A 14,768-nucleotide genomic window follows, 5' to 3' on the forward strand; every position below is an offset into this window, starting at 1 on the left:
TCTCGCCTCGCTTCCACCGCAGGTGAGAGGGGTAGACCAGCACCATGACACGGGCCCTGCGCGTCGCGATGGTCGCGCCGCCGTGGTACGACGTCCCGCCCCGCGCGTACGGCGGCATCGAGGCGGTGCTCGCCAATCTGATCGGCGGCCTGCGGGCGCGCGGGCACCGGGTCACCGTCGTCGGGGCCGGCCGCGGCGTGGATCTGCGGACCTACGAGGAGCCGCCCTCGGAACGGATCGGCGAGTCGTATCCGGAGGTGGTGCACGCGGCCCGGGCGGCCCGCCTCCTGCGGGGCCTGGTGGTGGACGTCGTGCACGACCACTCGCTGGCCGGGCCTCTCACCGCCGCCGGGCGGCTCGTGCCGACGGTCGTCACCTGCCACAACGACGTGAGCGGGGAGCTCGGCGACTACTACCGGGGCCTCGGCGCGGACGTGTCCCTGGTGGCCGTCTCCTCGGCGCAGCGGGCCCACGCGGCCGACCTGAACTGGGTGGGACGGGTGCACAACGCGGTGGACGTCTCCGCGTGGCCGTTCCGGGAGCGCAAGGACGACTGGGTGCTGTGGCTGGGGCGGCTCAGCCCCGACAAGGGCGCGCACCTCGCGGTGGAGGCGGCGCGGGCGGCCGGGCGCCGCATCGTGCTGGTCGGCAGGCGGGCGGAGCGGGCCGAGCAGGCCTACTTCCGCGAGCGGGTGGAGCCGCTGCTCGGGCCCGACGTCGAATACCTGGGGGAGGCGGACGGCGCGCTCAAGAGCGAGCTGTTCTCCCGGGCCCGGTGCCTGGTGTTCCCGCTGTCGTGGGACGAGCCGTTCGGCATGGTCATGATCGAGGCGATGGCCTGCGGCACGCCGGTGGTGGCGCTGCGGCGGGGCGCGGTGCCCGAGGTCGTGGCGGACGGGGTGACCGGCTACGTCCGCGACACGCCCGCCGAGCTGCCGGCCGCGATCGAGGCGGTCTCCGCGCTGGACCCGCACGCCGTACGGGCCCGCGTGGTCCGGCACTTTGACGTGCCCGTCATGGTCGAGGGATACGAGCGGGTCTACCGCGAGGTGGCGGAAGCCGCGCCGGCCGGCCCCCGGCGGCCCCTCCCGCTCGGCCGCTGATCACCCCTCTATGGTGGGAGCCATGGGTGAATTCGTCAGGGTGGAGATCTCCGAGCACATCGCCACGATCCGGCTCGACCGGCCGAAGATGAACGCGCTGAACCGGCAGGTCCAGGAGGAGATCGCGGAGGCCGCGCGGCTCGTGGACGCCGATCCGGACACGCACGCGGTCATCGTCTACGGCGGCGAGCGCGTCTTCGCGGCCGGAGCCGACATCAAGGAGATGGCGGTCATGTCCTACGCCGACATGGCCGTGCACTCGCGCACCTTGCAGGACTGCTTCACCGCCGTCGCGCGGATCGGCAAGCCGGTGATCGCGGCGATCACCGGGTACGCCCTGGGCGGCGGCTGCGAACTCGCGCTCTGCGCCGACTTCCGGGTGGCCGGGCAGAGCGCCAAGCTCGGCCAGCCGGAGATCACCCTCGGGATCATCCCCGGCGCGGGCGGGACGCAGCGCCTGCCCCGGCTCGTCGGGCCCGCCCGGGCCAAGGACCTGATCTTCACCGGGCGGCACGTGGACGCCGCCGAGGCCCTCGCCATCGGCCTGGTCGACCGCGTGGTGCCCGACGGCGAGGTCTACACGGCGGCGCTCGAACTCGCCGCGACGTTCGCCGAGGGGCCGGTCGCCGCGGTCCGGGCGGCCAAGCTCGCGATCGACCACGGCCTCGAGTCCGACCTCGACACCGGCCTGGAGATCGAGCGGCTCCAGTTCTCCGGCCTGTTCGCCACCCAGGACGCCCGGGAGGGCATGACGGCCTTCGCCGAGAAGCGCCGTCCCAAATTCACCGGGCGCTGAGCGGGTCACCCGGCCGCTGTGTGGGCGAGGACGGCGCCGGCCAGTTCCTCGTGCACCTCGGGCGGCAGGGTGTGGCCCATGCCCTTGACCGTCATCAGCCGGGCGCCGGGGATCCGCTCGGCGATGAGGGCGCTGTGACCCGGCTTGGCGGGCTCGTGCGTGCCCTCGACGACCAGGGTGGGCGCCGTGATCCGGTGCAGGACGCCCACCGGTTCGAAGTCGGGCTTCGCCGCCGCCGCCAGGCGGTGGTTGGCCGCCGCGTCGAGGTCCCGCGCCCGGTCGTACAGGCGTTCTGCCAGTCTGCGCGAGGCGTCCTCGTCGAATGGCAGGCCGGTGCCGTGCAGCACGCGGTCCCCCGCGATCATGCGCTCGATCTGCTCGCGCCGGTCGCGCGGCGGCGGCGCGACGATCAGCTCGCGGTAGAACGCGACGAACTCCGGCGTGGGCTCGGGCAGGCTGCCCTCGGGCTGTGGCTCGCCCATCAGCGCCCGCATGATCACCGCGCCCTCACCGCCGCCGAGCGGCGACGAGCCGATGACGGTGAGCGTCCGCACGCGCTCCGGCCGCTCCACCGCGATCAGCTGCCCGAGCAGCCCGCCCGCCGAATGGCAGACCAGATGCGCGCTGTCCAGCCCGTGCGCGTCCATCACCCGCAGCACGTCGTCCTTGATGTCGTCCCATGTGTACGGATCCTTCTCGAAGTCGATGACGTCGGACATCCCGGTGTCGCGGTGGTCGTAGCGGATCACCCGCCGGCCGCCGGCGACGAGCCGGCCCACGAACTCGTCCGGCCACAGGATCCCCTGCGACATCGAACCCATCACCAGCACGATCGGCTCGTCGGCCGCGGCCCCGAACTCTTCACTCCAGATGTTTGGCATGGGCTAAAGCATGCTGTGCGGGGCCGCCGTGCGCCTTCCGTAGAACTACTAGCCGCGCCAGCTCAGTACGTGAGGTGATGCCGAGCTTCGGATAGATCTTGTACAGGTGGTATTCGACGGTGCGCGGGCTGAGGAACAGCCGGGCGGCGATCTCCTTGCTGGTCGCGCCCTCCGCCACCAGGGTGGCGATGCGCAGTTCCTGCGGGGTGAGCGCCTCCAGCGCCGTGCCCCGCACGTCCGGCACCACCTCGGGAGCCGGCGGCGCGTCCTTGTCCGGCCGGACGCTCTCACCCGCCGCGCGCAGCTCGTCGTGCGCGCGGCGCGCCCACGGGGCCGCTCCCGCCCGCCGGAACGTCTCGAACGCCGCGCGCAGGTGCGCCCTTGCCTCCGCCGGCCGGTGCGTACGGCGCAGCCGCTCGCCCAGCAGCAGTCCCGTCCTGGCCGCCTCGAACGGGTTGGCGTGCAGCCGCGACGCCTCGCCGAGCGCGTCGACGGCCCGGTCGTCCGGCAGCACCAGGCCGCGGCACCGGGCGAGCAGCGCCCGGGACTCGGCCGTCCCCGCATGGGCCGACCAGCGCTCGTACGCCGCCAGGGCCGCCCTGGCGGCGTCCGCGTCGCCCGCGCCGACGGCGGCCTCGATCCGGTCCGGTGTGGTCCGCCAGACCACGGTCGGATGACCGGCGCCGGGGCCCGCGGCGACGATCGCGGTGAACCGGTCGTGCGCCGCGGCGAACCGGCCCAGGCACAGGTCGAGCATGGCCAGGGCGTAGGCCGCGACCCCGGCGCGCAGGCCCACCCGGTGCGGGACGGCGATGGCCAGCGCCTCCCTGGCGTACCGGGCGCAGGCCTCCTCCTCGCCGCGCAGGGCCGCCACGGCCGCGAGGTTGGCCAGGTGCGCGGCCACGGTGTTGGCGTATCCGGCCTCGCGGGCCAGCTCCAGGCCCTCCTCCGAGACGGCGCGGCTCTCCGCGAGGCGCCCGGCCAGCCGTTCGGCGGTGGCGACGAACTCCAGCACCACGGGCAGCTGGCCCGTCATTCCGGAGACCCTGGCGACCCGGCCGGCCCGCTCGGCCAGCTCGGCGGACAGGTCCACCTCGCCCAGATGGCTGGCCGCCGCCGCCGCCCACAGGAACTCGGCCGCCTCGCGCAGCTCGCCCGTACGGCCGAGCGCTCGCCTGAGCAGGCCGTGCCCGTCGCCGCCGCCGGCGAGCGTCGCGCCGATGCCGGTGAGCACGTCGCGCAGGAAGCCCTCGGGGAAGGCCGCCGCCCGCCGCCCGATCTCGACGATGGCCGCCGTGTCGCCGACGTACGACGCCGCCTCCGCCGCGTCGGCCAGCATGTCCAGGGTGTCGCCCGCCGACAGGATGCGCACGGCCTCGGCGGCGTCGCCGGAGTTCAGCTCGAACCGCCCCCGCAGTTGGGCGATCTCCATGGTCAGCGCGGCGTCCGTCCCGGCGAACTCACGGGCCTCGGCCAGCAGGGACTCCGCCTGGCCGGGACGCCCGCCGAGCCAGGCGGCCACGGCGGCGTCCTTGAGCCGCCCGGCGCGCACGAGCGGTTCGGGGGTGAGCTCGGCGGCTCTGGTCAATGCGGTGGCGGCGGCGCCGTACCCGCCCCGGTCCCGGTCATGCTCCGCGGCCTGAGCGAGCGCGGCGGCGACCGGTTCGTCCTGGCCGAGCGCGGCCCCGGCCAGGTGCCAGGCCCGCCGGTCCCCGCCGGACAGCTCGGCGAGCGCCGCGTGCGCCTCGCGGCGTCCGGCGGGGGAGGCCGTCTCGTGCACCGCCGACCGGATCAACGGATGACGGAACCGCACCTGCGTCCCGGACACGGCGACGAGCCCGGCGGACTCGAGTTCGGGCAGCGCGGCCTCGTCCGCGCCCAGCCGGGCGGCGGCCCGCAGCACCAGGTCGACGTCGCTCTCGACCGCCGCCAGCAGGGCGGTCAGGCGCGCGCCCGCCGACAGCGCGGCCACCCGGTCGCCGAAGAGCTGGGCACCGCCGGGCAGGGGATCGGGCAGCGGCTCCCGGCCCGCCCGCTGGGCGGGGGTGAGCAGCCGGGCGGTCTCGCGCAGCGCCAGCGGGTTGCCCCCGGTCAGCGCCACGAGGTCGCGCCGGACCTGCGCCGCGAGCGTGAAACCGGCGTCGAGCAGTTCGGCGGCGGCCGGTCCGGCCAGCCCGCCGATCTCCAAGGAGGGCAGGCCCTTCACCGGCATGTCGCCGCGTACGGCCAGCGGCATCGCGATCGGTTCGGTGCCGAGCCGCCTGGCGGCGAACGACAGGGCGTCGGCCGACGGCCGGTCCACCCACTGGAAGTCGTCGACGACGCAGATCAGCCCGTCCGGCGCGGCGGCCTCGGCCAGCAGCGACAGCACCCCGGCCGCCAGCAGGAACCGATCGCCGGAGCCCGCCGGGGCCAGCCCGAGCGCGCCGCGCACGGCCTCGGCCTGCGGTTCCGGCAGCGCGTCGAGCAGCCCGGTCACCGGCAGCAGCAACTGGTGCAGGGCGGCGAACGCCAGATCGGCCTCCGCCTCCACCCCCGTGGTCCGCAGCACGCGCATGGGGCCGCCATGGGAGGCCGCCTGGTCGAGCAGCGCCGTCTTGCCGGCGCCCGCCTCGCCGCGCAGCACCAGCGCGCCTCCCGAGCCCTTCCGCGCCCGATCGATCAGGTCGTCGATCGCGGCCGTCTCCACCGATCTGCCGTACAGCACAACCGCAGACTGTATTGCGCGACGGAGGACGGCGGTTTCCCAGCCACCTCTGAGCAACTCTGCATGGGGTATCCAGAAACGATCCAAAATGCCGCTATCGTGGCGGCCCATGATGCGGTTGCGAGTGCTGGGCCTGTCGCGGCTGCGGCGGGCGCTGCTGTCCCGGCTCGACTCCCGGTACGTCTCCAAGCCCGACCACCGGCAGGACCTCAAGGACGCCCTGTGGGAGGTCCAGATGCTCCGCCGGGAGGTCGTGGCGCTGCGCGACGAGGTCGACCGGCTGCGGCGGGCCACCGCGACGCCCGCGAAGCCGGCCGCGGCGCCCAGGGCGACCGCCGACCCCAAGGCCGCCGAGGCGCACCGGCTGGCCACCGAGACCGCCGAGGCGGTGGACACGCTGCTGCAGAACGAGATGCGCATCTGGCAGGCGATCGACGACCTGTCGGCGCGGGTGGGCGCTCCCGGACGGGCGGGGTAGCCGGTCGTGCGGGTGCGATGGACACGTGACGCGGAGATCTGGCGCCTGGTCTTCCTGCTCGACGCGGAGGACGAGACCACGGGAGCCTGCACCGACGGTCACCCGATCGAGCTGCGGACCAATTCCTGTCACGTGCGGACCGGGGCCGCCGGCGCGTCCCCGCATCCCGACCTGCTCGCCGTCGCCGCGTGGACCGTCGTAGCGCCGTGGACGAGGCGGCGGGTGACCTTCGACCGGCCGATCTCCCCGGGGCTCGCCGAGGCGCTGCGTACGGGGTGGGGCGTGGACGCCGGGCCGGTCGGGGCGCATCCGCGGACCGGCGGCCGGCTGGCGATCTCCTACAGCGGGGGCGCGGACTCGATGGCGGTGGCCACGATGTTCCCCGACGCGCCGTTCGTGCACTTCCAGCGGGTGAGTCACCCCCGGGTGCCCAACCGGTGGACGCACTACCGCTCCGAGGTGCTGGCGCAGCTCGTCCACAAGACCGGGCGCGAGGCGCACGTCGTCCAGTCGGACCTCGAGTTCGTGCTGAGCCGGCCCCGGCCCGGGTTCCCCGAGCACCAGGCGGTGACGGTGGGCGCGCTGCTGCTGGCCGACGACCTCGACCTCGGCGGCGTCGCCTTCGGCCACGAACTGGGGTCGCGCTGGCTGGGCGGTGAGCGGTACACCCACCGCTACAGCCCGGACAACCCCATGTGGGCGGCCGACGGCCCGTGGGCCCGCCTGTACGCCGCGGCGGGGCTCGCGATGGTCCTCCCGGCCGGCGGCCTGAGCGAGCCCGTGACCATGCGGATGGCGATGGAGTCCGACCTCGCGCACCTGGTCCGCTGGTGCCTGCGCGGGGACATGGACGGCCCCTGCGCCAAGTGCTCCAAGTGCCTGCGCAAGGAGCTGATCCTCGCGGCCGTGGAGCGGCGGCCGCTGAACACGCCGATCACCGCCACGATGCCCGCCGCGCGCAAGTGGCAGGAGCCGCCGCCGTACGGTGGCCAGGAGACCATCGAATACGGGTGCGCGCACGTCCCGGGCATCGAGGACACCCCCTTCGCCAGGGCGGCGGAGTTCCTCGCGGCGACCCCGGAGTCCGTACGGTGGCTGGAGCACTGTTATCCGCCCGCCCTCCGGGAGATCCCGGATCCCTGGCGCGCCCGGGTCGAGGCGTACGTCGGTGAGCACATCGGGCTGATGACGGAGGACGAGGCGCGCCGGGTGGAGACGTGGGGGGAGCGATGAAGATCTACCTGTCGGTGGACATGGAGGGGGTCACCGGGCTGACCGACCCCGAGGAGATGCACCTCGGGGGCCGGGGGTACGAGCGGGGCTGCGAGCTGATGACCGGGGACGCCAACGCGGTCGTCCAGGGCGCCTTCGACGCGGGCGCGGCGTCCGTGCTGGTGAACGACGCGCACGGATCCACCAAGAACCTCAGGATCGACCTGCTGGACGAGCGGGCCACCCTGGTCAGAGGCCCGGGCAAGCCGCACCGCATGGGGCAGGGCCTGGCGCCCGACATGGCCGCCGCCTGCTTCGCGGGTTACCACGCACGCGCGGGCGTGCCGCACGGGGTGCTCAACCACACGTGGATGGGCAAGGAGATCCACAACGTCTACCTGAACGGCGAGATCTGCGGCGAGACCCGGCTCGTGGCGGGCTTCGCGGGCTCGATGGGCGTGCCGGTCGCGGTCGTCACCGGCGACGAGGCGGTGTGCGAGGAGGCAGGGGAACTGCTCGGCGACGTCGAGACGGTGGCCGTGAAGAAGGGCATCGACAAGTTCTCCGCCGAGCTGCTGCCCCCGGCGGTCGCCTGGCGGCGGATCCGCGAGGCCACGGCGCGCGCCCTGGGCCGGCTGCCGGATTTCCGGCCCTACGTCGTCGAGCCGCCGTACACGCTGGGCGTGGAGTGGAACTCCACCGCCATCGCCGCGGCCTGCTCGATCGTGCCCGGCGTGCGGCTCGCGGGGCCCCGGCACACCGAGTTCACCACGGACGACTACCACGAGATCATGGCGTTGTTCGGTATCTTCTCCATGATCGGCGGTCAGGTGGCCTGCGGCAGCGGCCGGTACGGCTGACGCCGGATCCCCCGGATCCGGTTTCCCCCGAGAAGAAAGAGCAGGCAGGGTGGGCAGTGACGGCGCGACCCGTGAACGTACGGGCGCGCTGACGCGCCGCGCCTTCCTGGTGGGGATCGGCGCGGCCGGAGGCGCCGGGGCGATGTACGCGGCCATGGGCGCCCTCGGGCTCGCGCCCGACCATCAGCCGAAGGACTACACGCCGCCGAGCCGCTCCGACTTCGCGCTCAGCGGGAGGGGCGCCGGGTCCGTGGTGATCCTCGGCGCGGGGATCGCCGGCCTGGCCACCGCCTACGAACTCGGCAAGGCGGGGTACGACTGCACGATCCTGGAGGCCAGGGACCGGGCCGGTGGGCGCAGCCTCACGCTGCGCGGCGGCGACCGGCTGCCCGAGCTGTCCGGTGCGACGCAGGAGGCGAGATTCGGGGAGGGCGTCTACTTCAACGCCGGGCCGGCCCGCATCGCCCAGTGGATGGTCACCCTGGACTACTGCCGCGAGCTGGGCGTGCCCATCGAGTTGTTCGTCAACGAGAACTCCGGCGCGTACGTCTACAACCACGGGATGAAGGCCCCGGTGCGGGCCCGTACCGCGCGTGCCGACACCTACGGCTACATCAGCGAGCTGCTGGCCAAGGCCACCAGGACCGGCGCGCTGGACCGGCGGCTGTCGGCGGCGGACAAGGACCGCCTGCTCCACTTCCTGTCGGAGTTCGGCGACATCGGCGAGCGCTACGTCTACACGGGGTCGGAGCGCAGGGGCTTCGCGACCTATCCCGGCGTCGGCGCGGGGGCGCCGCTCGGCGGCCCGGCGGCCCTGTCGGAGGTGCTCGGCTACGGACTGGGCCGGTCGATCGCGTTCCCGTTCGGTTTCGAGCAGGCCATGCCGATGTTCCAGCCGGTCGGCGGCATGGACGCCATCGCGGTCGCGCTGGCCGACGCCGTCGGCCGCGACCGCATCCGCACCTCGGCCGAGGTCAAGAAGATCACCAACCTGCCCGACGGCGTGGAGGTCGAGCACACGGGCGGCCGCACCCGCGCGGACTACTGCGTCACGGCCCTGCCGCCGCACGTGCTCGCCAGGATCCCCGGCAACCTGGACGCCCGCGTCGTCGCGGCCCTGCGCACGCCGACCCCCGTGTCGGCCGGGAAGATCGGGCTGGAGTACCGCCGCCGCTGGTGGGAGACCGACGACCGCATCTACGGCGGCATCACCGAGACCGACCTGGACATCGCCCACATCTGGTATCCCTCGTACGGTTTCCACGGCACGCGCGGGCTGGTGGTCGGCTACTACAACCTGGACGAGGACGCCGACGCGTACGGCCGCCTCACCCACGCGGAGCGGCAGCGGCGGGCGCTCACGCAGGGCGGGAAGATCCACGGCGAGAAGTACCGGTCGGAGCTGCTGTCCAGCGTCTCCATCGCCTGGCGGCGGCAGCCGTACATCGAGGGCGCGTGGGTCGCCTGGCCCTCCTACGAGGGCGCCTTCGCGCTCCTGCAGGAACCGGCCGGCCGGGTGTACTTCGCGGGCGACTGGCTCACCCATCTCGTCGCCTGGCAGGCGGGGGCACTGGAGTCGGCCCGTAAGGTGGTCACCCGACTGCACGAGCGCGCCGTCAAGGAGGGCTGAATGCCGCTCGAATGGGTTCCCGCGTCCGACCGGCCGGACCTGCTCGCCGAGCCGGTCGCCAAGGCCGTCGCCTCTCTCGGCGTGAAGGTGGAGGTCGCCGCGATCGATCCCGCGCTCTCCGACACCGCCGCCTTCTGCGAGCGGTACGGCGTGGCGATGGAGGACTCGGCCAACTGCGTGATCGTCGCCGCGAAGCGGGGCGGGGGGACGCGGTACGCCGCCGTCATGGTGCTCGCCACCGGGCGGGCCGACATCAACGGGATCGTGCGCCGCCACCTGGACGCGCGGAAGGCGTCGTTCGCCCCGCAGGCGGAGGCCGTCGAACTGACCGGGATGGAGTACGGCGGCATCACCCCGATCGGGCTGCCCGAGGGCTGGCCGGTGCTCGTTGACGAAAACGTGACCCGGCGGCCGTTCGTCGTGATCGGCAGCGGCGTCCGCCGCTCCAAGCTGGCGCTTTCCGGCGAGGCGCTGGTCGCGGCGACCCGGGGGGAGGTCCTCGCGCTCACCGTTTGACCGTCCGCCTGGAACCCGTTTGCGCCTTTCCTCCGTTGTGCGGAGCGGAGATGTGGCGCGATGGTTCACTCATGGGCGTTCTTTTAGTCGGTATGGTGCTTAGGCGATGAATCAGGACGACCGACTGGGCCCGTACCGGCTGCTGAGGCGGCTCGGTGAGGGCGGCATGGGCGTGGTTCACCTCGCCCTCGACCCGCAGGGCAGGCAGGTGGCCGTCAAGGTCCTGCGCTCGGAGGTGGCGGGCGACGACGTCGCGCGCAGACGTCTGTCGCGCGAGGTCGAGACCATGCGGCGGGTGCGCGGGCCGAACATCGCGGAGGTCGTCGACGCCGACGTCACCGGCCGCAGGCCGTACATCGTCACCCGCTACGTGCCGGGACGGCCGCTCGACGAGGTCGTCAAGAACGACGGGCCGCTGCCCCTCGGCGCCGTGCTCAAGGTGGCCGTCGGGGTGGCCCAGGCCCTCGCCGCCGTGCACGCCGCGGGGGTCATCCACCGCGACCTGAAGCCGGGCAACGTGCTGATGCTGGACGGCCAGCCGGTGCTGATCGACTTCGGCATCGCCCAGGCGGTCGACGCCACCCGGCTCACCCAGACCGGCATGTTCATCGGCACGCCCGGCTACCTCGCCCCAGAGATCATCGAGGGCCACGAGGCCGGGCCGCAGGTGGACGTGCACGCCTGGGCGGGCACCGTGCTCTACGCCGCCACCGGCCAGCCGCCGTTCGGCAAGGGCACGCTGGAGATGATCTTCTTCAACATCACCTCCGGCCGGGCCAACGTCGAGGCCGCCCCCGCCCCGATCCAGCCGATGCTGCGCGCGGCGTTCAACCGCGACCCGGCCAGGCGGCCGACGGCGGCCGAGCTCGTGCGGCAGCTCGCGCGGCTCATGCCCCAGACTCCGGGCGGCAGGCCCCGGGTGCCCGACGAGATCACCACGGTGCCCAACGTCGACGACACCAGCGGCCAGCAGGTGCCCGGCTTCGGCTCTCCGGGCGGCCCGCCCACCGGTGGCGCATCCGCCGCGGGCCCGCACGGTCCGGGCAGGCCCGTCGCCGGCGCGCCGTCCACCGGGTCGCCGGTGCCGCCGCTCACGCCGCCGGTGGCGCCCGTGGCGACGCCGCCGGTCACCCCGTCCACCGCGGGCGGCCGGGCCGAGGAGTTCGTCTCGCTACTGCGCGAGACGCCCCAGGGCGGCCAGGCCGGCCAGGCCGGCGACCCCTTCCCGACCGTACGGGTGACCGGAGAGGACCTGCGCAGGGCGGGCCTCGGGCCGTCCACCCCACCCGAGAGCCCGGCACAGGGTCCGGCACACGGTTCGGCACAGGGCCCGCTGCAGGGCCTCGCGGAGGGCGACATCCCGACCCGGATGCCCCCGCCCCGCACCACCGGCCCGTCCGCGTTCCCGGGCGCTCCCGGCGCCGGCTCAGCTCCCGGCACCGGCCCGGCTCCCGGCAGCGGCCCGGTCACCGGTGGGCCGCCCGTGCCGCCGCGCGCCCAGCCGGACGAGTGGCAGACGCCGATGCGGCGCCCTGAGGGCGACATCCCCACGCGCCGGGTGACCTCCGAGGAGGTGCGCCAGGCCGTCACCGGCGAGACCATGGGATCGCGCGGCGCGGCGTCCCCTCACCAGGGGGCCGGCGAGCACGGGGACGCGGCGGCGCGTGAGCGGGCCCTGTTCGGGAGCGTGCCGGAGATCTACGAGCGGACTCCGCACATCCACCAGCCGAACCCCGCGCCGTTCATGCCGACGGTGCGGGTGCCGCCGCCGACCGTGCCGCCCATGCCGTTCCCGTCCGGGGGGCTGCTGCAGCGCTCGAAGGCGTACGGCGTGACGAGCGCCCTGCTGCTCGTCGTGATGACGTCCGCCGCGGTCATGGCGCCGCTGCTGGTGTGCCTGGTGGCCGTGCCGGTCGCGGTGCTGCTGCGGGCCGCCGACATGGCCCAGCCGCACCTCAACTCCCGCCGTCCGGCCGGCGCCGCGGCGGCCGACGTGCTGCGCGTGCTGAGCCGCCCCGCGGAGCTCGTCAAGTCGATCGGCGTCACGATCGCGCTCGTGCCGTACGCGCTGGTCCTGGGGCTGCCGGTGACGCTGCTGCTCGCCGTCCTCCTCGGCGACACGCCCGCGCTCCGGATCGCGGCGCTGAGCTGGGGGACCGCGACGGCGCTGTGGACGATCTGCGCGGGGCCCGGGGTGGTGGGCCCGAGCAGGCAGATGCGGCGGACGCTCGCCTCGCTGGTGCCCGGCGAGGGAGCGGCCAAGGGCCTCGCCTGGGGGGTCGGCGCGCTCGCGGCGCTGACGGCGGCGATCGCGATCTCCAGTCTCCTGGGTAAACAGACAGCAGGGCACTTCTGGGGCCCGATCGACGTTCTGTCAATACAGGAACGGCTGGAAGACCTGCGTAACCAGGCGGGGAATGGGTGACGGGGGACGACATGTCGGCTACTGAGGCTCCCGAGAGGATCGGGCCCTACCGGCTGCTGCGGCAGCTCGGCGAGGGCGGCATGGGGGTGGTCCATCTCGGCCTGGACACGGAGGGGCGCGAGGTCGCGGTCAAGGTCCTGCACCCGCACGTCGCGACCGACCTCAAGGCCCGCGACCGGCTCACCCGCGAGGTCGAGACCATGCGGCGGGTGCGCAGCAAGCGCGTCGCCGAGGTGCTCGACGCCGACCTGACCGGCGCCGCGCCGTACATCGTGACGCGGTACGCCCCCGGGCGGACGTTAGAGCAGACGGTGCTGGAGGACGGGCCGCTCTCCGACGACGCCGTGATCCGGCTCGCGGTGGGCCTGTGCGAGGCCCTGGTCGCCATCCACGCGGCCGAGGTCATCCACCGCGACCTCAAGCCCGCCAACGTGATGCTCGTGGACGGCGAGCCGCTGGTGATCGACTTCGGCATCGCCCATCTGGTCAACGCCACGCGGCTGACCCAGACCGGGATGTTCGTCGGCACGCCCGGCTACCTCGCCCCGGAGATCATCCGGGACACCGCGATCACCCAGGCCGCCGACGTGCACGCGCTGGCGGCCACGGTCTTCTTCGCGGCCACCGGCAAGGCGCCGTTCGGCTCGGGCACGTTCGAGTCGGTCTGTTACAACATCCTCGAAGGCAAGGCGCAGGTGGACCTCGCGCCGGCCTGGCTGCGGGGCTGGCTGCGCCTCGCCCTGGCGCCCGACGCCTCGTCGCGTCCCAGCGCCGCGTCGCTGCTGCGGCACAGCCGCTCGCTCGACCCCTCGGTCACGGTGCTCCAGGAGAGCGCCCAGACGCCGCGTGACGGCGGGACGCGCCTCCTCGACGGCACGCGGGTGCTCGACGAGACGGCGCGGACGGATGCGGGCGGCCGGGTGAACGGAGGCGGCGCGAGCCGCACCGGCAAGCTGCCGGCCGGCGACGACAGCTACTCCGACCTGCTGCCGCCGGTGAACTACGTGGAGCCGGAACGGCCCCGCCGGGAGCCTCGGGCGCCCAGGCAGCGCCGCCCGGTGTCCGCGCCGCCGCCTGCGCATCCGCAGGCCCCGCCGTACGGGCAGGGGGGCCCGCCCCCGCCGCAGTACCAGCCCGCGGTGTACCCGCCGCCGCCGTATCCCGACCAGCGAGTGGCCGGCTACCCGGAGCCCCGGGTAGCGCCGCCGCCGGCTCCCGCCGCGCCGTACGAACCCGAGCGGAAGCGGGCCCCCTACCGGGCGCCGCATCCGGTGCTCGCGGCCCTGCTGCTGGCCACGCTCGTGGCGCTGGCCTGCCTGCTGCCGGTCGTGGTGGGCCTGTTCGCCGTCGTGGCGGCGCTGTGCCTGCGGGTGGGGCAGTACCTGCTCGGCGACCTGGCCGACCGCCGGGCCGCGCGGGGCGCGAGCGGGACCGACCCGCTCCTCGCGGTGCTCGGCACGCCGTGGGCGCTGATCAAGGCAGGGCTGGCGACGGTGGTTCAGGTGCCGCTGGCCGCGATGTTCGCGATGTGCGTGTGGGGCGGCTTCCACTACCTCGGCGGAGTCAGGCCCGACCCCGCCGCCGCGTACGCCGCGGGAGCCTTCGTGGCCGGGCTGTTCCTCCTGCCCGGGGGGAAGGCCCCCCGGAAGGCCGTGTCCCGGACGCTGAGCGCGGTGATCCGGAGCCCCGGAGCGGGAATGATCGTGACGATCGCGGTCGGCACGGTCGCGCTTTTCGCGGTCATGACGGCGCTGTCCGCGGACGCCTCCTGGGTCCCCTGGCGGCCGCCGTCCGTGGCGGTGGACCACATCGTCGCGGATCTCAAGCAGAGGGGCCAGGACACGGTCGTCAACCTGATCGGCGGCGTGGTCGGGGACTTCATGGACAGGATCGGCCTGCGCTTCCTGACCTTCTGGACCTGACCTGCCCGGTCCCGTATGGCGTAGCGGGAGGCACCGAGTGAGCCGGAGGGGCGCGCCGGTGTCTGGACTGAGGAGCGAGCGGGGAGCGTAGCGACTCCGAGTGACGAGGGAAGAAACCGGATAAGAGCGTCCCGACGAGCGAAGCGGGAGGCACCGAGTGAGCCGGAGGGGCGCGCCGGTGTCTGGACTGAGGAGCGAGCGGGGAGCGTAGCGACTCCGAGTGACGAGGGAAGAAACC

Annotated in this window: 11 protein-coding genes; 9 read left to right on the forward strand and 2 right to left on the reverse strand. The window is 74.2% G+C overall.

The window, feature by feature from the left end; genetic code table 11:
* Positions 1–44 precede the first annotated feature (44 nt).
* Positions 45–1,103: a glycosyltransferase family 4 protein gene (locus ACWEQG_RS17805; RefSeq protein WP_452285899.1), complete on the forward strand. Its 1,059-nt coding sequence runs from the start codon at positions 45–47 to the stop codon at positions 1,101–1,103.
* A 22-nt stretch (positions 1,104–1,125) separates the two neighbouring features.
* Positions 1,126–1,899 (forward strand): enoyl-CoA hydratase/isomerase family protein, encoded by a 774-nt coding sequence (locus ACWEQG_RS17810; RefSeq protein WP_452285901.1) that lies wholly within the window; start codon positions 1,126–1,128, stop codon positions 1,897–1,899.
* A 5-nt stretch (positions 1,900–1,904) separates the two neighbouring features.
* Here the strand turns inward: ACWEQG_RS17810 and ACWEQG_RS17815 are convergent, their stop codons facing one another.
* Positions 1,905–2,780, reverse strand: a complete 876-nt coding sequence (locus tag ACWEQG_RS17815; RefSeq protein ID WP_452285903.1) for an alpha/beta fold hydrolase — start codon at positions 2,778–2,780, stop codon at positions 1,905–1,907.
* Positions 2,761–5,487, reverse strand: a complete 2,727-nt coding sequence (locus tag ACWEQG_RS17820) for an AAA family ATPase (protein ID WP_452285905.1) — start codon at positions 5,485–5,487, stop codon at positions 2,761–2,763. The genes ACWEQG_RS17815 and ACWEQG_RS17820 overlap by 20 nt, the downstream gene beginning before the upstream one ends.
* 109 nt (positions 5,488–5,596) lie before the next feature.
* Here ACWEQG_RS17820 and ACWEQG_RS17825 point away from each other — a divergent pair, with 109 nt between their 5' ends.
* The 7 genes from ACWEQG_RS17825 to ACWEQG_RS17855 all read left to right on the forward strand — a co-directional run bounded on the left by ACWEQG_RS17825 (position 5,597) and on the right by ACWEQG_RS17855 (position 14,530).
* Positions 5,597–5,965 (forward strand): hypothetical protein, encoded by a 369-nt coding sequence (locus ACWEQG_RS17825; protein WP_452285907.1) that lies wholly within the window; start codon positions 5,597–5,599, stop codon positions 5,963–5,965.
* A 12-nt stretch (positions 5,966–5,977) separates the two neighbouring features.
* The gene (locus ACWEQG_RS17830) at positions 5,978–7,198 is read left to right on the forward strand and encodes a DUF6395 domain-containing protein (protein WP_452285909.1); all 1,221 of its coding nucleotides are present in this window, start codon (positions 5,978–5,980) and stop codon (positions 7,196–7,198) included.
* On the forward strand, positions 7,195–8,037 hold the full coding sequence (locus ACWEQG_RS17835; RefSeq protein WP_452285911.1) for a M55 family metallopeptidase: 843 nt from the start codon (positions 7,195–7,197) through the stop codon (positions 8,035–8,037). Before ACWEQG_RS17830 ends, ACWEQG_RS17835 begins: the two co-directional genes overlap by 4 nt.
* Positions 8,038–8,086: 49 nt before the next feature.
* Positions 8,087–9,667: a flavin monoamine oxidase family protein gene (locus ACWEQG_RS17840; RefSeq protein WP_452285913.1), complete on the forward strand. Its 1,581-nt coding sequence runs from the start codon at positions 8,087–8,089 to the stop codon at positions 9,665–9,667.
* Positions 9,668–10,183: a YbaK/EbsC family protein gene (locus tag ACWEQG_RS17845; protein ID WP_452285915.1), complete on the forward strand. Its 516-nt coding sequence runs from the start codon at positions 9,668–9,670 to the stop codon at positions 10,181–10,183.
* Positions 10,184–10,289: 106 nt separating this feature from the next.
* A complete protein-coding gene (locus tag ACWEQG_RS17850) occupies positions 10,290–12,608 on the forward strand; it encodes a protein kinase domain-containing protein (RefSeq protein WP_452285917.1) in 2,319 nt (772 codons plus the stop codon).
* A gap of 11 nt (positions 12,609–12,619) precedes the next feature.
* Positions 12,620–14,530: a serine/threonine-protein kinase gene (locus ACWEQG_RS17855; RefSeq protein ID WP_452285919.1), complete on the forward strand. Its 1,911-nt coding sequence runs from the start codon at positions 12,620–12,622 to the stop codon at positions 14,528–14,530.
* The last annotated feature ends 238 nt before the right edge of the window (positions 14,531–14,768 follow it).

Source organism: Microbispora sp. NPDC004025, assembly GCF_053604425.1.

Bases quoted from the DNA above. Each gene is read 5' to 3' on its own strand.
- ACWEQG_RS17805 (WP_452285899.1), top strand. From the start codon at position 45: ATGACACGGGCCCTGCGCGTCGCGATGGTCGCGCCGCCGTGGTACGAC.
- ACWEQG_RS17810 (WP_452285901.1), top strand. From the start codon at position 1,126: ATGGGTGAATTCGTCAGGGTGGAGATCTCCGAGCACATCGCCACGATC.
- ACWEQG_RS17815 (WP_452285903.1), bottom strand. From the start codon at position 2,780: ATGCCAAACATCTGGAGTGAAGAGTTCGGGGCCGCGGCCGACGAGCCG.
- ACWEQG_RS17825 (WP_452285907.1), top strand. From the start codon at position 5,597: ATGATGCGGTTGCGAGTGCTGGGCCTGTCGCGGCTGCGGCGGGCGCTG.
- ACWEQG_RS17835 (WP_452285911.1), top strand. From the start codon at position 7,195: ATGAAGATCTACCTGTCGGTGGACATGGAGGGGGTCACCGGGCTGACC.
- ACWEQG_RS17845 (WP_452285915.1), top strand. From the start codon at position 9,668: ATGCCGCTCGAATGGGTTCCCGCGTCCGACCGGCCGGACCTGCTCGCC.
- ACWEQG_RS17850 (WP_452285917.1), top strand. From the start codon at position 10,290: ATGAATCAGGACGACCGACTGGGCCCGTACCGGCTGCTGAGGCGGCTC.
- ACWEQG_RS17855 (WP_452285919.1), top strand. From the start codon at position 12,620: ATGTCGGCTACTGAGGCTCCCGAGAGGATCGGGCCCTACCGGCTGCTG.